The organism is Nitrospinota bacterium, from assembly GCA_016235255.1.
In the GTDB taxonomy this organism is placed as follows: Bacteria; Nitrospinota_A; UBA7883; order UBA7883; family JACRLM01; genus JACRLM01.
Genome location: JACRLM010000040.1, coordinates 1 through 17,309 on the forward strand (window position 1 = coordinate 1; position 17,309 = coordinate 17,309).

The window sequence follows — 17,309 nt, forward strand, 5'->3', positions numbered from 1 at the left end:
AATCCATTCTTCCCTTGCCAGTTTTCCCGTTACCGTTTACTCTTTTCATGTGACCTCCTTGCTTTCCGTTGTTTTCGTTCAAAAACATGGTAGCAGGTGAGGTCATACCTTCGTTTCAACTAAGTTTAGGACACTTTCGGTCTTATTGGCCACAATCTATATGTAATATAGATGGGAGTTAGATTATAAAAGTGTCATATATTTAGTGGAATAGAGATATGACCTCACCTTGCTACCATGTTTTTGCGACGAAACAACGGAAAGCACGGAAGTCATGTGAAGGGAGTAACTGATAACGTGATACAGGGCAATCCTGAGATGCCCGAAGGTCTGGACAGCCGGGTGTTGACGATCCGGATGCATGCTCCAACACTGGTAACGGCGCAAATTATAACTACTGCTCAACTACCACCGCTCCAGCCGGCACATATGGAATCAACGCCAATGGCCTGTATGACATGGCTGGAAGCGTGTGGGAATGGAACAGCACAAGCCCGGATAACACCGGCAATCACTACGTTCGTGGCGGATCGTGGGTTGACGGTGCAAGTAATTTATTGTCGTCCGCGCAGAGCTTCCGCGCTTCCGCGAACAGCCGCGTGGGATTCCGTTGCGCCAAGTGATGATAGGGTGGCTTAGGGGCCTTAACTATTGACTTGATTGATGAATAGCAACCTTCGCTGTTGGATAATATCCTTTTATCTTACTTTTGAATTTACCAGAGCCCCTTATTCCCCCGCAAGCTTGCTGTGGTGGTATGAATACGTGAAGTAGATGATCACGCCGATCACAAGCCACACGATGAACCGCAGCCAGGTTATCGCGGGCAGGAATGTCATCAGGGCGCCGCAGGAGAGCATTCCAAGCAGCGGGGACCACGGGCTTAACGGATTTTTGAACGGCCTTTTCATCTCCGGCTTTCTTATCCTCAGCACTATGACCCCAAAACAGACCAGAACAAACGCCGCAAGCGTGCCGATGTTCACAAGCTCCGCCAGCTCGCCCAGCGGGATCAGCCCGGCGATGGTGGCGATTATGACCCCGCAAAGCACGATCACCCGCACAGGGGTCTTGGTCTTTGGGTGGACCTCTGCGAACAGCGGGGACAACAGCCCGTCGCGCGACATGGCAAACACCACCCTTGTAAGCCCGTAATAAAGCACCAGCATCACCGTGGTCAGCCCGGCGATGACCCCCGTGGCAACCAGCGCGGAGGCCCAGTTAAATCCGATAAGCTGCAACGCGTGGGCCACCGGCGAGGAGACGTTAAGCTGCGTGTATGGCACGATACCCGTGAGCAGGCCTGACACCAATATATATATGACCGTGCAGATCACAAGCGACGCTATGATGCCGATGGGGACGTCCTTTTGCGGATTCTTCGCCTCCTCCACCGCCGTGGACACCGCGTCGAACCCCACATAGGCGAAAAACACAATCGCCGCCCCGGCGAAAATTCCGGTGGGCTTGCCGTCCGGCGATTCGCCGCTCCAGCCAAAGGGCATGAACGGGCTCCAGTTGGCCGGGTTGACGTTGAACACCGCCACGCCGATGAACACCGATATGGTGACAAGCTTCACCACCACCATAAGGTTGTTCGAGCGGGCGCTCTGCTTTACCCCCATGCAAAGCAGGATCATCAGGACAAGCACTATCCCCGCCGCCGGAAGGTTTATCACCCCGCCGAGTGTCGGGGCTTTCGTCAGGTAGTCCGGCAACCCAAAACCCATCGCCGTGAGCGCGTTGTTAAAATAGCCGCTCCATCCGTTGGCCACCGCCGCCACGGAGACGGCGTATTCGAGAATCAGGTCCCACCCGATGATCCATGCGATCAATTCACCGAAGGCGGCGTAACTATATCCATAGGCGCTCCCGCACCCTCCCACCGCCGACGCCAGTTCCGCATAGGCCAGCGCCGCGAACGCGCACGCAAATCCCGCGACCACAAAAGACAGCACCACCGCAGGCCCCGCCTGTGTGGCCGCCGCGATGCCGGTGAGCACGAATATGCCGGTGCCGATGATCGCCCCGATGCCAAGGAACGTAAGGTCGAAAGCGGTGAGGCATTTGTGAAGCCCGGTGTCTTCGGCGTCGTCGCTTGCGGTGAATTTGGTGCGGAAAATGCGCATCTTGGTCTTGTTCCCCATTTTAAATAAACGCCTGATTCTGGTGCATCACAAGCTTGCGGGCAAGGGAAAAATGTTCCGTCATCCTTTCGGCCTGTCTTTCACAAGAGTGTCCACGACGGTTGGATCGGCCAGCGTGGAGGTATCTCCAACGTGGTCGAGGTCGTTCTCCGCGATCTTGCGCAGTATGCGGCGCATGATCTTGCCGGAGCGGGTCTTGGGCAGGCCCGGGGCGAACTGTATTATGTCCGGCTTGGCGATGGCTCCGATCTCCTTTGTCACATGGTCGAGCAGGGTCTTTTTCAGCCCCGGCGAATTCTGGTCCACCCCCTGGTTCAGGGTGACGAACGCATAAATCCCCTGCCCCTTTATGTCGTGCGGATAGCCCACCACCGCCGCCTCCGCCACATGGTCGTGGGAGACCAGGGCGCTTTCCACCTCTGCCGTGCCGATGCGGTGGCCAGAGACGTTTATCACGTCGTCCACCCGCCCCATTAGCCAGTAATATCCGTCCTCGTCGCGCCGGGCGCCGTCGCCTGTGAAGTATTTGCCGGGATACTGGCTAAAGTAGGTCTCGCGGAACCTTTCGTGATGGTTGTACACCGTGCGCATGATGCCGGGCCAGGCCGCCTTTATAACAAGATAACCCCCTTCGTTGACGGACGCCTCGCTGCCATCCTGCCGGATCACCTCCGGCTCCACGCCGAAGAACGGGAGCGTGGCCGAGCCGGGCTTTGTGGGGATTGCGCCGGGCAACGGCGTTATCAATATACCCCCGGTCTCCGTCTGCCACCATGTGTCCACTATCGGGCAATTTTCCCGTCCCACATTGTTGTGATACCACATCCACGCCTCGGGGTTTATCGGCTCGCCGACGGTGCCAAGCAGCCGCAACGACGAAAGGTCGCATCCTGCGGGCCATTTCTCCCCTTCGCGGGCCACGGCGCGGATGGCGGTTGGGGCGGTGTAGAAAATGTTGACCCTGTATTTCTCCACCACTTTCCAGAACCTGTCCGGCTCCGGATACGTGGGCACCCCTTCGAACATCAGCGTCGTGGCGCCGTTGGACAGCGGGCCATAGACCACATAGCTGTGCCCTGTAACCCAGCCGATGTCCGCAGTGCACCAGAAGATATCCTGTTCGTGGTAATCGAAAATGTTTTTGAAGGTTTCATGGACGTACAGCAGATACCCCCCGGTGGTGTGCAGCACCCCCTTGGGCTTTCCGGTGGAGCCGGATGTGTACAATATGAAAAGCGGGTCCTCGGCGCCGTTGACGGCAGGATCGCACTTGTCATCGGCCATGGCCATTGCGTCGTCCCACCACACGTCGCGCCCCTTCGTCCATTCCACCCTGGCGCCGATGCGCTTGGCGACAATCATCTGGCGAACGCTCGGGCAAGCGGCCACGGCTGTGTCCGCCGCTTTTTTCAACTCGACCACCTTGCCGGCCCGGTATCCCCCGTCCGCGGTTATCACCATGGTGGCGCCGCTGTCCTGTATCCTGTCGCGCAGGGCCTCGGCGGAAAACCCGCCGAACACCACGCTGTGGATCGCCCCGATCCGGGCGCAGGCGAGCATGGCTATCGCAAGCTCCGGGATCATCCCCATGTATATGGCGACGCGGTCTCCTTTGTTCACCCCGTGTTTTTTGAGCACGTTGGCGAACTTGCACACGTCGCGGTGCAGCTCCCGGTAGGTTATTGTTTTCGAGTCGGTGGGATGGTCCCCTTCCCAGATGATGGCGGCCTTGTCCCCCCGCGTGGCAAGGTGCCGGTCCAGGCAGTTATACGATACGTTAAGCTCCCCCCCGTCGAACCATTTTATGTTGGCGTTGATAAAATCGTATTCGCGAACTTTTTTCCACTTCTTCGTCCACACCAGGCTTTTTTCCGCCAGCTCCGCCCAGAACGCTTCCGGGTCCTCCACCGACCTTTTGTGCATGGCGCGGTACTCGTCCATGCTTTTGACCCATGCGCTGGCCGGAAACCCGTCCGATGGATTGAACACCCGTTTTTCCGTGGACATGGACTGTATGGTCGCAGTTTCAGTCATACGCCTGGCTCCTTGTCAGTGGTTGGGCTTAAGAAGAAGATACGGCGGATATATTACCAAAACCTGGGGATGGCAGGAAGTGGGATTGGAGATGGAGGAGGAAAATATATTAGCGCCGCACAAGAGTGAAGACCCCGATTCCCCGATTCCGTTTATTTTCTATTCGACAAACAATCAAGAGCGGGTTTATTATTTTTTACAGCTTCAATAACTTCTAGGATGAATTCGGATTTATCCCTGTTTATACGTCGAAAAAGTTCCTTTGGTGTTGTCGTATTCGGGTCATTCTTTGCGCCCCAAAGAATGACTTCAAGAATTACGGGAATGAGACCAATCCCCCTCTGTGTAAGTTCGTAGATGTATTTCTTCTGATGCTCAGGGTCTTGGGTTTTAGTAATAATCCGACTATCTTCGAGTTTTTTAAGTCTATCAGTTAAGATATTGGTAGCTATTTTTTCGTTAGCTTCAAGAAACTCACCGAAGTAGCGCCTTCCCTTAAAAATCATATCGCGGATAATCAAAAGCGACCACTTGTCCCCAACTATATCCAGGGTAAAAGCGATAGGACAACCTGACTGTCTGCAATCTGTCTTACTTTTGGCCATAAATACATCATATAAATATGACTTGCATAATGCAACCACTTTGATACAATTACAACTGTACTTGCATATTGCAATCATACTAAGAAAAAGAAGGGGTATCTTAATGACTATGAATATTGGGGCGGTGATTGCCCAAGGGTTGTTGGGACTGATTTTTAGTGTTTTCGGATTGAACATGTTGGTCTTTTTTTTAGGAATCACGGATTCACCACCGATCAAACTTCCACCGATGCACGGAGAAGCGGGGGAGTTCATGGGCCTTTTGGTGAAGAGTAGATTTCAACTTTTTGTAAAAATCCTCGAAGTAACCGGCGGGATGCTCCTGCTCGTAAGTTTCGGCCTGCACAGGTATGCTCCTGTCGCTGTCGTGATTCTTGGGCCAATTGCCGTGAGTATTTTCCTATTTCATATCCTGTTTTTACCCTTCGATAAAAGAGTGTTCATGCCTATCGTGCTGCTGGCGTGCCTCGGAGTTCTTGTGGCGCGCTACTGGAGTCACTTTCAGGGGATATTTGACCCGCATTCCTGAAGCCATTCACTATTGATTGCGCTTCATAGCCGCAGATAACTATTATTCGTAAGGGAGTCCTTATTTATGCGCAACAACCGATTATGGATGGCGATTTCAGCGGCGATTGGGCTCGCCTTCTTCCTTATCGCCAACTTCACGGACTTCTTCGTAGGGTTGAATGTTGTGTCCGGCCTAATCCAAATCGTGATCAACATCTTTGTCTTTGTGACATGGTTTAGTGGGTATCGCTCTAGTAATGGTCGTGCGCGGCTCCTGGCGTTCTTCGGAGTCATTGCGCCACCTATATTGGCGGGAACTACGCTCTGCCGTGTTGTCATCCCTTTCTTCTTTAGGCTTGTTCATTGAACACTGTTAAGAAATGACTGCCGCCGCAGTGAGGACAGAGAAATGGGAATGGGGTCATAACAGAAATGGTGACCTTCACATACTCATACGCTGGTAACGTCGGAGCGGAAATTGCTCGTTTTGAGCCAGATCACAATGAGTGCCGAAGGGAATGAGGTCAGGTCTTTACGGCCGTTTACTTTGACTTTCTCATCAACCTGCTTAAAGTCGAATGGCGCCGCAAATTAAAACACCGCCGTCTTCACCGCTTCGAAGACTCTATTAATTCCCGCCCGGGCCCCGTTTCTCAAAGCCTGTGCATCCTATGCATTTTTCCGGGCTCATCATGACTTTGGAAAGCAGATAGTATGAAAACACCAGGGAAATGACAATCCCGCCGCTGACTATAAGCTCCAATATCGAGCGATGGAATTCGACGTCGCTCATTTCCTGGTGCACGCTCATCATGGCGCTTACCATCAAAATACGCCGGACGGATGAAATAAGGCCGATGATGAGAAACGGAGTCAACGAAATCCGCCGTTCGGTCAGGTATATAAGCACCGTGCTGAAAATTTCCAGAATGATGACAACCAGAAGGATATCGTTGACCACGTTGAGGATGTTTATCGTGGTAAGCCCCTTTGTCAGGTGCATTATCGTTATTCCGGTGATGGCCAGCGCCGAAACGAAAAGAATGACCGCGATTATGTAATATACAAAATCCTCGGCCATGTAGAACTTCTGCAATGCCCTGCGGGCGAGGACACGCTCCCCTATTTTATGGAATTTCTCTTTCACCGCGCCGCAGCGTGGGCAGGTCCAGTCGCGCGGGACATCCTCAAACCGGACGCCGGGCGCCACGCCGGACTGGGCGTCCCCTTTTTCCTGCTGATATATGTATCCGCATATGGAGCATTCCCAGTTTTCCATTCACACACCGTTAAAAGGTTACGTTTTCATTCCCCGGAGGACTGGACCGAGGACTTAACAATCAACATTATCATCAACCGGCTGCAAGCAAACAGCGCCGCGAACTAATTCGTCACCGCTTTTTTCACCGCATCCACAACCTTGTCCTGATCTTCCTGCGTCAGGTACGGCCCCATAGGAAGGCTCATCACCTCATCGGCCGCCTTTTCCGCCAGCGGAAAACTCCCCACACCTAGACCAAGGTTTGAGAACGCCGGTTGCAGGTGCAAAGGTTTCGGATAATGCACCGCCGTCGGCACACCATCGGCCTTAAGCCGCTCGGCCACCTGCTCCCGGCTCTTCACGCGGATGGTGTACTGGGCGTAAACGTGATTGTTGCCCGGCATTATCACAGGTGTCTGGACATGGCCTTTTAGCGACGCCGTGTAACGCGCGCCGATCTTTTCTCTCGCCGCAACCTCATCCGGGAATATGGCGAGTTTCGCAATCAATATGGCCGCCTGCAACGTGTCCATCCTGCCGTTCATCCCTATGATGGGATGGTTGTAGCGCTTGTCCTGCCCGTGGTTTCGTATCTGACGCATTTTTGTGGCAAGCCCGTCGTCATTGGTGAAGCACGCCCCGCCGTCTCCATAACATCCCAGCGGCTTGGCCGGGAAAAAGCTTGTGCAACCAATGGTGGACATGGCGGACGATTTTATCCCGTGGCGCGTGGCGCCAAAACTTTGCGCCGCGTCCTCTATCACAGGCAGCCCGTGTTTGGACGCGATGGCGTTTATCGCCTCCATCTGGGCGCACTGGCCGTAAAGGCTCACCGGCATGATAGCAGTGGTCTTTTTGGTGATGGCCGCCTCGATCTTCGCCGGATCCATGTTCAGCGACTCAGGCTCCACGTCCACGAACACCGGGATGGCGCCAAGCAACGCGATAGTCTCGGCGGTGGCGATGAACGTGAAAGGGGTGGTGATCACCTCGTCCCCCGGTTTCACGCCAAGGGCCATCATGGCGATAAAAAGCGCGTCCGTGCCGCTTGATACAGTGATGGCGTGTTTGGCACCGGTGTACGCGGCGAGTTTTTCCTCCAGTTCGGCAACTTCCGGCCCCATGATGTACTGGCCGTGATCCAGCACTTTCTGGATGCGGGCGTCTATTTTATCTTTTACAAGCCTGTACTGCGCTTTAAGGTCTATAAATTCCATGTCGTCGTCACCTCGTGTTTAAAGTCCCGCTCCACGCGGCTCGGGCAAATGGAATTCTAAAGGTTTTTGGCGGTTTGTGGAAGTGGAATGGGAAACTGCGGCCCGGCCATGAACCACAAGGCTGAATTGGCGGATTTGATGATATTAGTCGAGTATGTTTATACTTCCTTCAATCTATAACCGTTGCTTGGGGAAAGCGGGATGGACAGCAACAAGATTTAAGAATATACGAGCGGCGTGGCCATATACACTTATAGATCAACAAGATAAAATTGTGCACAGGCTCCCTTTGACGGACGCGCGATAAGTGATATGATTCCCGCATCAATTAAACGGCGATGCGCGGCTTCGGCGGCGGCGCGCCGGACGATCCAGGACAAAGAGGATTACGATGGGGAAAATTCTGATCTGCGACGATTCCGCCTATCAACGGTCGATTCTGCGCAAATACATGGAAGAGGACGGCCACGCGGTGACGGAGGCGATGACGGGAAAAGAGGCTGTGGAAAAAGCTTCAAGCCCCGGCCATGACCTGATGCTGCTCGACCTTCTGATGCCGGACATGAGCGGGCTGCAGGTGCTCGAAGCGCTGGCCGCCAAAGGGGTGAAGATGCCGGTTGTGGTGGTGTCCGCCGACATTCAGGAGACCGTGAAAAAAAACTGCATGAACCAGGGGGCGGTCGGCTTTGTCAACAAGCCGGTCAAGGGCGCCTCGCTTGAGGGCCTTCGCAACATCATCAAAGCCTACTCCAAGTAGGGGCGGGGCAATGACCGATATATCACCCCGCCATATCGACGCCCTCACGGAGATAATAAACATTGGGGTGGGGCGCGCCGCGAGCATCATAAACGAGATGGTGGGCCATCACGTCAGCCTGCGCGTGCCTTTTGTGAAGCTTGTAAGGCCGGAGGACCTGGCCAGGGAAATCGGCTATGAGGGAAACAGCGAATTTTCCTCGGTGCAGATGCCGTTCGAGGGGGCGTTGCACGGGGTGGCGTCGCTCATATTCCCCCCCGAAAGCGCGTCCAAACTTGTGGCGGTGCTCACGGGGGAGGAGTCGGACTCGCTGGACCTTGATTCGATCAAAGTGGAGACCCTCAACGAAGTGGGCAACATAGTGCTCAACAGCGTCATAGGCTCCATAGGCAACCTGCTGGAACAAAGGTTCGAATATTCCATTCCTTCTTACATGGAGGGAGTCTTCAATGAAATATTCCTCAGCGCCGGCGCCAGCAATCCCATTATTATGATCGCAAAGGCCGATTTTCTGATCATGGAGCACAACATCAGGGGGGACATCATGATAATTTTCGAGGTGAACTCCTTCGACTCCGTCCTCCTCGCCATAGAGTCCTCTTTTTAATAGGCCCCCCCATGCAAGGCGACAAGGCCCCGGCCGAAATGTTCTTTGGAATCCTCGACAGCGTGCCGATCGGCGTGATCGTCATAAAGAGCGATTTTACCATCGCGTTCTGGAACAAGACTCTGGAGAGGTGGACCCTGTCGCAAAGGGACGCTGTCGTCGGCCGCAAACTTATCGAGCTTTATCCGAACCTGGACAAAAGGCAGTATATCGAAAGACTGGAGACGATTTTTTCCGGCGGGCCCACGGCCATTTTCTCCTCGCTGCTCCACAAAAGCTTTATCCCCGTGGCGCGCAAGGACGGAACCAGCCAGATACAGCACACCATCGTGACGCCGATAACCGGGCCCGGAGGGGAGCCTTGCGCCATCGTGTGCATCCAGGACGTCACCGAGCTTAACACCCGCGTCGCAAGCTATAAGCAGATGCGCGACCAGGCGATGAACGAGGTTGCCGAGCGCAAACGCGCGGAGGCCCGGCTGATCCTGGCGTCCAAGGTCATCGAGAACACCCAGGACGGCGTGATGGTGACAGGCCCGGACCACGCCATCATCTCGGTGAACCGGGCATTCACGGAGATCACCGGATTCGACCTGGAGGAAGTGGTGGGCAAAACTCCGGGGCTGCTCAAATCGGGCAAGCAGGAGGATTCTTTTTACGCGCAGATGTGGCGCGCCCTGAATGAGACCGGCGCGTGGTCGGGGGAGATATGGGACCGGCGCAAGTCTGGCGAGATTTTCGCCGCATGGACCCGGATCACCGCCATCCAGAATGAAGCTGGGGAGGTCACCCACTATGTCGGCATTTACACGGACCACACCGAGCGCAAGTTAAAAGAGCAGAAACTGGAGTTTTTGGCCAATCACGATCCGCTCACAGGCCTGCCAAACCGCATGGCCTTCAGGGACAGGCTGGAGATGGCCATCGAGCGCGCCTCGCGCTTTAAGACCATGGTGGCGCTGATGTACATAGACCTGGACCGGTTCAAGCCGGTGAACGACGAGCTGGGGCACAACGTGGGGGACGCGGTGCTGCGGGAGGTGGCGCACAGGCTGCGTTCATGCCTGCGCAAAGTGGACACGGTGGCAAGGCTCGGGGGGGACGAGTTCGTTGTTATCATGCAGGACGTGGTGGAAGTTGAGAATATCAATGCCACCGCCGTGAAGATACTGGCTGAGATTGAAGCCCCGGTCATGGCCCTGGGGCATGTGTGCAACATTGGCTGCAGCGTCGGAATCGCCCTGTATCCGTACGACGGGGGCGAAGCGGATGCGCTCATCAAACGCGCCGACGAGTGCATGTACCTGGCGAAGGAAGGTGGCCGTGGAGCGTATCGCTTCTTCTCAAGCGCATACCCGCGCTAAATAGCGCTGACGGGCGATGTCGAAGAATTATTCACCACAGAAACACGGAGACAATGAGAGGGGGGAATATTTCTCAGCGCCTCCGCGCCTCCGTGGTTCATTCTTGATTCTTTTGCGCAACATGATGCGATGTCATGGAAATATTGACTTACCATCCGCGTAAAGCCTAAAATTAGCCCAATTAGGCGGAATTTTATGGACGACCCAAGGACTCTGGTGCTAAACAGCGCCTTCGAGCCTTTGCAGTTCACGGCTGGAAGACGCGCTTTAAAGCTCGTGATGCTCGGGAAAGCCGAAGCATTGGAGAGCGACGGGTTTTACCTGCGCACAGTCACCGCCACGTTCCGCCTCCCCACGGTCGTCCGCCTGTTCCGATATGTCCGCCGCCCGCAAAGGCTCGGCGTGTCGTTCTCAAAGAAGAATGTCCTCCGGCGGGACTCGCACACATGCCAGTATTGCGGGTTCACCGGAAAGGACTTGACGATAGACCACGTGATCCCCCGGTGCGGCGGCGGCGCCTCCACATGGGAAAACGTGGTGACGGCGTGCCGCAGGTGCAACCTTCGCAAGGGGAACAAGACCTTGGCAGAAGCGGGGCTGGAACTGCGCCGCAAACCGCATAAGCCGCTTTTCCTGCTCCATTCCCAGATGCCCGGCCATACGCCCAAGACCCATCTGGCGGCGTGGCTCAAATATCTGCCGAAGGGAGTGAGGGAAAGTTAGTTTATCCTCGGGTCCAGCGCGTCGCGCAGGCCTTCGCCCAGCAGGTTGTAGCCTAGCACCGTTATCAATATCGCAAGGCCGGGGAACACCGAAAGCCACCAGGCGAACTCTATGTTGTCCTTGCCCAATGTCAGGATGTTGCCCCAGCTTGGCGTGGGGGGCTGGACGCCAAGGCCGAGGAACGACAACGCGGACTCGGTGAGTATTGCGTCGGCGACGCCGAGGGTGGCGGAGACGAGCACAGGGGTCATTGCGTTTGGAAGGACGTGGCGGAAGATGATCCCCGCGTCCCCCAATCCCAGGGCCCGCGCGGCGGTGACAAAGTCCCGCCCCTTCAACGTCAGAAACTCCGCCCGCACAAGCCGGGCCACCCCCATCCAGCTTGTCACCCCGATCACTATCATGATGTTGTATATGTTCGGCGGCAGGAACGCTATCACCGCCAGTATCAGGAAAAACGTGGGTATGGTGAGCATCAGGTCCACAAACCGCATCAAAATTCCGTCCAGCCATCCGCCGAAATAACCGGCAAGGGCTCCCACCGTCATGCCGATCAATGTGGCGATGCCGACGGCCACGAATCCCACCGTCAGCGATATGCGCGATCCGTACACCATGCGGGAGAACACGTCCCGCCCAAGGTCGTCGGAGCCGAGGATATGCGACGAAGACGGCGAGGCGAAAAGGTTTTTCGTGTCTATCACGGAGGGGTCGTACGGGGCGATGTATTGGGCGAATATGGCCACGATAAAAAGTGTGGCCACCACAAGCCCCCCCGCCACGGCGAGCCGGTTGCGGCGGAACTTGTGCGCGAACGCGCTCCAGTATGACCGGTGCGGCTCAGTCATAGTGTATCCTTGGATCAACGATTGCGTAGGCCACGTCCGCCAGAAGGTTTGCCGCCAGCGTGAGGAACGACGTTAACACCAGCATACCCATTATCAGCGGATAGTCCCGCGCCATAACTCCCTGGTACAAAAGCTGCCCCATGCCGGGAATGGAGAAGATCGTCTCGAAAATCACCGACCCGCCGATGAGCCCTGGTATGGACAGCGCAAGGATGGTGACCACCGGGAGGATGGCGTTCCGCAGGCAATGCTTGAATATCACGGCGCTTTCGGGGAGCCCCTTGGCCCTCGCGGTTGTGACGTAGTCCTGGCGCAGCACCTCCAGCATGTTCTGCCGGGTGAAACGCGAAAGGCCGGCAAGGCTCATGAACCCCGCCGCCAGCACCGGCATGAGAAGATGCCTGGCGTAATCGGCCATGCGGCCGAAAAACGATAGCTGGTCGTGCTCCAGCGATGTCAGGCCCGATATGGGGAGCCAGTTTAGCCACACGCCGAACACCATCATCAAAAGCAGCGCCAGCCAGAACGTGGGCATGGCGAATCCCACGAACACGAAAATAGTGGTCAGGTTGTCGAACAGCGAGTAGCGCCGCGTGGCGGCCAGCACGCCGATGGGGAGCGCCGTGGCGAACACCAGGACAAGCTCTATGATGTTTATCGAAATGGTGATTGGGGCGCGCTCGGCTATCTTGTCGAACACCGGGCGGGCGTCCATGGAGAACGATACGCCGAAATCAAGGGTGGCGATGTTTTTAAGCCACAGCAGATATTGGACGATCACCGGCTTGTCCAGATTATATAGCTCCCGCAGCCGTTTGACCGCCTGAGGCGAAGCGTTGGGATTCAGATCGGTGACAAGGTCGGTGGGCGATCCTGGCGCCAGATGGATGATGAAAAAAGAGATAAGGGTGATCCCCAGCATCATCGGGATCACCATCAGGCCCCTGCGGATGATAAACGCGTACATGGGGGATATGATACCAAACCGGGCGGCTTTTTGCCCGGCTTCGCAATCCCGTTCAGCCCAGCCCTTTTGCCTCGGCCGCCGCCGCCGCGAATCCCGGCAGAGCCTTTTCACACTGCTCCGAGAAACAGCAGTAAGCGATCCGGAAATGACCGGCGCGGCCAAAACCAGCTCCCGGCACGGTGAGGACGTTGCGTTTTTTGAGCATGTCCACGAACCTGATGTCGTCGGCTATGGGAGATTTGGCGAATATATAAAATCCCCCGTCCGGCGGCGTGATTTCGTAGCCTGCGGCCTCCAGCCCGTCCACGAGGATTTTCCGGTTGGCGGCGTACACCGTCATGTCCGGCGAAACATCCTGCATGCCGCCCACGAGCCTTTGGAATAGGGCCGGGGCGTTCACGAATCCCAGGATGCGGTTGGCAAGGGTCATCGCGTCGAACACCTTCGCGGCCCCTTCGATGCCGGGATGGATGGCGATATAGCCGATGCGCTCGCCCGGAAGGTTCAAGTCCTTCGAGTGCGATGTGGCCACAATGGCCCGGTTTGACAACTTGAACACATTGGGGACCGCCACATCGTCATATGTGAGCTTCCTGTACGGCTCGTCCATCACAAGATAGATAGGCCGCCCGTTCGCCGCCGATTTGCCGTCCAGCAAACGCGATATTTCCTGTATGGTCTGCGCCGGATAGACGGCGCCTGTGGGATTGTTGGGCGAATTTAGCAGGACTATGCGCGTTTTAGGGCCGATGGCCTTTTCAATCTCGCCGATCACCGGCTGGAACTTTTCATCGGTCTGGGCGACTTTCACCGCGGCCTGGTGGTTGTCCGCGTAAAAAAGGTATTCGGCAAAGTAGGGGGCCAGAATCACGATCTCGTCGCCGGGATCGCACAGGGCCTTTATAATCACATTTAGCGCGCCGCCGGCTCCCACGGTCATGATCACATTGCCTGCGCCAAATGGTAAACCGGACTCGTGCGCCAGATGGGCGGCGACCTGTTCCCTCACTTCCGGCAGACCGGCATTGGGCATATAACGGTGCGTCCCCGGCAGGTTATCGCAGGCGAGCTTGCAAAGCTCCCCGCTTACCCTGGCTGGCGGTTCGCCTGTGGGATTGCCGAGGGTGAAATCAAATATCTTGTCTTCCCCCAGGGTTTTTTTGAGTTTTGCCCCCTCGTCGAACATCCGGCGTATCCACGAGGATCGCTCCATCATCCCTTCGATCTTTTTTGATATGGTCATGGTTCAGCTTGCGCCTCCGGGCTTGCGGGATACTCCCGGCTTTTTCGGCTGGTAATAATCATGTTCCATCACTCCCGCCGTAAGCCGTCCGCGTATGACGGCATGGTCGATTGCGCCGTCCTCCACAAGCTTGCGCCGGAGCCGCTCCGCAATTTCCCCGGCTTCGCCGATGGTAACATTGCCGCCGAATTCCACGTTGAAGTCCACGCAAAGCTTCCCGTTGAGAAGGTGGATTATCAGCTCCGACACTTCCTTGATGCCAGCCTCGGTCATGGCCTGCTTGCGTATGGTCTCTTCCACGGCGCGCCTGTCCACGTCCACCACCTTGTAATAGATGTCGTCCTCCGCGTCTATGTGCACCAGCGCGTCGGCCACGCCGGCCTGCCGTTTAAGGTTCTCCCGCACCGATTCGGCGATGTTGTGCGCCTCTGAAATGGAAATGTCCGGCTGGACTATGATGTGGGCGTCCACGAAAACGTCGGCGCCAAGCTTTCTGGTGCGAAGCTCGTGGAAGCGGCGGACACCCCCGGTGGCCGATATGATCTTGCGTATCTCCCGCATCCTTTCGGGGGGAAGGGAAGCGTCCATCAGGTCCTTTAGCGCCTGCCATGTTATTTCCCAGCCCACCTTCTCGATCATGAACACCACCACGATTGCCGCCAACGGATCCAGAGCCGGATAGCCCATCATGGCGCCGGCGATGCCGGCCAGCGCCGCCAAGCCGGACAGAGAGTCCGACCTGTGCTCCCACGCGTTTGCGATTATGGACTGGTTGTTTATCCGCTTGCCCACGCGCAATGTGTACCAGAACACCGATTCCTTTATGACTATGGACGCAGCCGCGCCGGCGGCCGCGGGCCACGTGGGAATGCTCAAATGGCCTCCCATCATCTTCTGTATCACCTCGAACACGATGAACACGCCGACGCCTATCAGCGAGGCTCCCATCACCACCGACCCCAGTGTCTCCGCCCGGCCGTGTCCATATGGATGGTTTTCATCCGCCTCCATCCCGGCGATGCGGACGGTGAAAAGGAGGATCACGTCCGTGAGCAGGTCCGAAAGAGAATGGACCGCGTCGGCGATGAGCGCCTGGGACATGCCCACGTAGCCTGCGATGAATTTGAATATCACCAGAGCCACGTTCACAAGGGCGCCCACGATGGTCACGCGGGTGGCCTCGCGGGTGCGCTCGGCGAGGTTGGGCTGGTTTAGGGGGGCAAACTCCAGGGTCACGTTTTCACCTATGAATTGCCGCTTCCGGCGGCATCAATCTTCAGGACGCTGGCTGATTTTATCATTATGGCGGTCAATAAAAAACGCCGCCGGAACTTTTTTCCGGCGGCGCTTATCAAGCCTGGCCCAATAAAAAGGTCACCTCACCCAGCCGGGGGTCTCCACAGGCTGGCCGTTTGCAAGCGATGTGACATAAAGCTCCAGGGCCACCATCCTGTAATCCCCCATGGGGAACGGGGCGAGCCTCGCGTTGCTCATGCACTGCTGGAAACGGCGCTGGATCTGGGTCGTCTCCCCGTTGACCATGCGGTACGCCGGCCAGTGGGCCGCCGCTCCGTTCAGCTTGGCCAGCGGCTGCATCCGCAACGTCGTGCCCACAAGGTCAATGTGGCATGTGGCGCATGCAAGGTTGCGCTGGCCGCGCCGGACTTCGAAGACCCGCTTGCCAAGTTCGAAAGTCTCCATCGCGTCGCCGGAGGTCTTCACATTCACCTTCGCCCCCTTCGACAGGGATCGGACATACAGCGATATGCCGGTCATGGCGCCGGATTTTTGCTCCAGCTTTTCCGCCCCAACGCCTTGCTCGAGACAAAGGTTGATCTGGTCTTCCAGCGAGACCACCCGCTTGGCCTTTGCCGACCACTTTGGAAACGCCGCCGCCGCCCCCTTCAATGAGCCGTGTTTCGGCGAAGTTCCACCGTGGCATGTGGCGCAGGAAGTCTTCTTCTCCCCGCGCTCCTTGATGAAAAAGGCCATCCCGCTGTCCACGTCCGCGTCCGCGGGATTGATGCCGGTCCTGTACATCGCAATATCCGCCTCGGAAATGGAGCTTGTGACGCCTGCCTCCTGGGCAACGGCCGGCCAGGCCGCCAATATCACCATGGCGGTGAACAGCTTTAACGTACTGCCAATACCAGCCTTCATATATACCCCTCCTTTGCGGCCTAAACCGGATTGATGTCCGCCGACTGCTCGAAAACTTCCCCTTTGTTGTCCTTCCAGGTCATCTTCAGCGTCCCGGCCTTGTCCGCCTTTATGCTGAAGGCAAGATACGGATCCTTGCTCACCGATGGGCCCATGCTAAACTCGTAAACGGTCTCACCGTTGAACTCCACCTTGCAACTGGAAACGTAGTGGGCCGGTATCAGTTGCCCCGTCTTCTCGTCCTTCACAAGCCCGGTGTCGTTCGGATGGGTGATCAACGATTTGACTTCCACCATTTCCCCGCAGGCCGCTTTGGGGACCCGTATAATCGCTTTTCCAATGTCCGCCATTTTATTGATCCTTCCAGTTGTCAGTTGATCAGCCGCATCCGCCGATGGTGACTTTCACCGTTTTAAAGTCGCCGTAAAGGGAGCCCTTGCTGTCAAAAGCGTAGGCGCGCACAGTGGAGGTCTTCCGCATCCGTATCCGCGACGATATGGCGCCGTCCCCCGAATATTTGGGCGACACTTTCACGTCCAGGATCAGCGGGATCGGGTTTTCGTCCACTATCAGGAACAGCCTGCCGGGCACGATCCCCTTCGGCTGTATCGTCACCGGCACCACCGCGCCGTTCTCCGCTATCGTGGGGGCCTTAAGCTCCAGCCCGCCTTTCCCCGGCTCCTTGCCGCCGGTTATCTGCTTTATGGTGGCGTCCACCTTGGCTTTCTGCTCCGCCGCCTCGTCCGCCGCCATGGCGGAGGGGACACCGGAGAAGGCCACGGCCGCGCCAGCCAGCCCCGCCATCTTCATAAATTCGCGTCTTTGCATCCGTCCCATCAAATTTCCCTTTCCAAAAACTTATGGAG

17 protein-coding genes and 1 pseudogene are annotated in these 17,309 nt (G+C 56.5%); 6 read left to right on the plus strand and 12 right to left on the minus strand.

Going from position 1 to position 17,309, the window contains the following annotated elements; genetic code table 11:
* Positions 1-380: 380 nt before the first annotated feature.
* Positions 381-623 (plus strand): annotated as a pseudogene (locus tag HZB29_05240) (SUMF1/EgtB/PvdO family nonheme iron enzyme).
* Between the two features lie 105 nt (positions 624-728).
* On the opposite strand, the gene HZB29_05245 reads toward HZB29_05240, so the two are convergent.
* The 3 genes from HZB29_05245 to HZB29_05255 all read right to left on the minus strand — a co-directional run bounded on the left by HZB29_05245 (position 729) and on the right by HZB29_05255 (position 4,786).
* On the minus strand, positions 729-2,129 hold the full coding sequence (locus HZB29_05245; protein ID MBI5814996.1) for an amino acid permease: 1,401 nt from the start codon (positions 2,127-2,129) through the stop codon (positions 729-731).
* 78 nt (positions 2,130-2,207) lie between these two features.
* The gene (acs, locus tag HZB29_05250) at positions 2,208-4,181 is read right to left on the minus strand and encodes an acetate--CoA ligase (protein MBI5814997.1); all 1,974 of its coding nucleotides are present in this window, start codon (positions 4,179-4,181) and stop codon (positions 2,208-2,210) included.
* A gap of 152 nt (positions 4,182-4,333) precedes the next feature.
* Positions 4,334-4,786, minus strand: a complete 453-nt coding sequence (locus HZB29_05255; GenBank protein ID MBI5814998.1) for a helix-turn-helix transcriptional regulator — start codon at positions 4,784-4,786, stop codon at positions 4,334-4,336.
* A 103-nt stretch (positions 4,787-4,889) separates the two neighbouring features.
* On the opposite strand from HZB29_05255, the gene HZB29_05260 reads away from it, so the two are divergent.
* A complete protein-coding gene (locus HZB29_05260; protein ID MBI5814999.1) occupies positions 4,890-5,315 on the plus strand; it encodes a hypothetical protein in 426 nt (141 codons plus the stop codon).
* 609 nt (positions 5,316-5,924) lie between these two features.
* Here HZB29_05260 and HZB29_05265 read toward each other — a convergent pair.
* Together HZB29_05265 and HZB29_05270 are read right to left on the minus strand one after the other, a co-directional pair.
* Positions 5,925-6,575, minus strand: coding sequence for a rubredoxin (locus HZB29_05265; protein ID MBI5815000.1), 651 nt, complete (start codon positions 6,573-6,575; stop codon positions 5,925-5,927).
* A 104-nt stretch (positions 6,576-6,679) separates the two neighbouring features.
* Positions 6,680-7,774, minus strand: coding sequence for a DegT/DnrJ/EryC1/StrS family aminotransferase (locus tag HZB29_05270; GenBank protein ID MBI5815001.1), 1,095 nt, complete (start codon positions 7,772-7,774; stop codon positions 6,680-6,682).
* A gap of 391 nt (positions 7,775-8,165) precedes the next feature.
* On the opposite strand from HZB29_05270, the gene HZB29_05275 reads away from it, so the two are divergent.
* The 4 genes from HZB29_05275 to HZB29_05290 all read left to right on the plus strand — a co-directional run bounded on the left by HZB29_05275 (position 8,166) and on the right by HZB29_05290 (position 11,225).
* Positions 8,166-8,531, plus strand: a complete 366-nt coding sequence (locus HZB29_05275) for a response regulator (GenBank protein ID MBI5815002.1) — start codon at positions 8,166-8,168, stop codon at positions 8,529-8,531.
* Positions 8,532-8,541: 10 nt separating this feature from the next.
* Positions 8,542-9,138 (plus strand): chemotaxis protein CheX, encoded by a 597-nt coding sequence (locus HZB29_05280; GenBank protein MBI5815003.1) that lies wholly within the window; start codon positions 8,542-8,544, stop codon positions 9,136-9,138.
* 11 nt (positions 9,139-9,149) lie between these two features.
* Positions 9,150-10,502: a diguanylate cyclase gene (locus HZB29_05285; GenBank protein ID MBI5815004.1), complete on the plus strand. Its 1,353-nt coding sequence runs from the start codon at positions 9,150-9,152 to the stop codon at positions 10,500-10,502.
* Between the two features lie 195 nt (positions 10,503-10,697).
* The gene (locus tag HZB29_05290; GenBank protein MBI5815005.1) at positions 10,698-11,225 is read left to right on the plus strand and encodes an HNH endonuclease; all 528 of its coding nucleotides are present in this window, start codon (positions 10,698-10,700) and stop codon (positions 11,223-11,225) included.
* Here HZB29_05290 and HZB29_05295 read toward each other — a convergent pair.
* From HZB29_05295 to soxY, 7 genes are all read right to left on the minus strand, one after another.
* On the minus strand, positions 11,222-12,073 hold the full coding sequence (locus HZB29_05295; GenBank protein ID MBI5815006.1) for an ABC transporter permease: 852 nt from the start codon (positions 12,071-12,073) through the stop codon (positions 11,222-11,224). The genes HZB29_05290 and HZB29_05295 overlap by 4 nt on opposite strands.
* Positions 12,066-13,040: an ABC transporter permease gene (locus HZB29_05300; protein MBI5815007.1), complete on the minus strand. Its 975-nt coding sequence runs from the start codon at positions 13,038-13,040 to the stop codon at positions 12,066-12,068. The genes HZB29_05295 and HZB29_05300 overlap by 8 nt, the downstream gene beginning before the upstream one ends.
* 52 nt (positions 13,041-13,092) lie before the next feature.
* Positions 13,093-14,283, minus strand: a complete 1,191-nt coding sequence (locus HZB29_05305; GenBank protein ID MBI5815008.1) for a pyridoxal phosphate-dependent aminotransferase — start codon at positions 14,281-14,283, stop codon at positions 13,093-13,095.
* A 3-nt stretch (positions 14,284-14,286) separates the two neighbouring features.
* Complete coding sequence (locus HZB29_05310; GenBank protein ID MBI5815009.1) at positions 14,287-15,519, minus strand: cation transporter; 1,233 nt, start codon at positions 15,517-15,519, stop codon at positions 14,287-14,289.
* Between the two features lie 138 nt (positions 15,520-15,657).
* A complete protein-coding gene (gene soxA, locus HZB29_05315) occupies positions 15,658-16,443 on the minus strand; it encodes a sulfur oxidation c-type cytochrome SoxA (GenBank protein ID MBI5815010.1) in 786 nt (261 codons plus the stop codon).
* A gap of 20 nt (positions 16,444-16,463) precedes the next feature.
* Positions 16,464-16,793, minus strand: a complete 330-nt coding sequence (gene soxZ / locus HZB29_05320; protein MBI5815011.1) for a thiosulfate oxidation carrier complex protein SoxZ — start codon at positions 16,791-16,793, stop codon at positions 16,464-16,466.
* A gap of 28 nt (positions 16,794-16,821) precedes the next feature.
* Positions 16,822-17,280, minus strand: coding sequence for a thiosulfate oxidation carrier protein SoxY (soxY, locus tag HZB29_05325; protein MBI5815012.1), 459 nt, complete (start codon positions 17,278-17,280; stop codon positions 16,822-16,824).
* Positions 17,281-17,309: the final 29 nt, after the last annotated feature.

Coding starts and splice junctions, on each gene's coding strand:
- HZB29_05280 (MBI5815003.1), top strand. CDS start 8,542: ATGACCGATATATCACCCCGCCATATCGACGCCCTCACGGAGATAATA.
- HZB29_05270 (MBI5815001.1), bottom strand. CDS start 7,774: ATGGAATTTATAGACCTTAAAGCGCAGTACAGGCTTGTAAAAGATAAA.
- HZB29_05285 (MBI5815004.1), top strand. CDS start 9,150: ATGCAAGGCGACAAGGCCCCGGCCGAAATGTTCTTTGGAATCCTCGAC.
- HZB29_05300 (MBI5815007.1), bottom strand. CDS start 13,040: ATGTACGCGTTTATCATCCGCAGGGGCCTGATGGTGATCCCGATGATG.
- HZB29_05305 (MBI5815008.1), bottom strand. CDS start 14,283: ATGACCATATCAAAAAAGATCGAAGGGATGATGGAGCGATCCTCGTGG.
- HZB29_05290 (MBI5815005.1), top strand. CDS start 10,698: ATGGACGACCCAAGGACTCTGGTGCTAAACAGCGCCTTCGAGCCTTTG.
- HZB29_05265 (MBI5815000.1), bottom strand. CDS start 6,575: ATGGAAAACTGGGAATGCTCCATATGCGGATACATATATCAGCAGGAA.
- HZB29_05295 (MBI5815006.1), bottom strand. CDS start 12,073: ATGACTGAGCCGCACCGGTCATACTGGAGCGCGTTCGCGCACAAGTTC.
- HZB29_05260 (MBI5814999.1), top strand. CDS start 4,890: ATGACTATGAATATTGGGGCGGTGATTGCCCAAGGGTTGTTGGGACTG.
- acs (MBI5814997.1), bottom strand. CDS start 4,181: ATGACTGAAACTGCGACCATACAGTCCATGTCCACGGAAAAACGGGTG.
- HZB29_05275 (MBI5815002.1), top strand. CDS start 8,166: ATGGGGAAAATTCTGATCTGCGACGATTCCGCCTATCAACGGTCGATT.
- soxY (MBI5815012.1), bottom strand. CDS start 17,280: ATGGGACGGATGCAAAGACGCGAATTTATGAAGATGGCGGGGCTGGCT.
- HZB29_05255 (MBI5814998.1), bottom strand. CDS start 4,786: ATGGCCAAAAGTAAGACAGATTGCAGACAGTCAGGTTGTCCTATCGCT.
- soxZ (MBI5815011.1), bottom strand. CDS start 16,793: ATGGCGGACATTGGAAAAGCGATTATACGGGTCCCCAAAGCGGCCTGC.
- soxA (MBI5815010.1), bottom strand. CDS start 16,443: ATGAAGGCTGGTATTGGCAGTACGTTAAAGCTGTTCACCGCCATGGTG.
- HZB29_05245 (MBI5814996.1), bottom strand. CDS start 2,129: ATGCGCATTTTCCGCACCAAATTCACCGCAAGCGACGACGCCGAAGAC.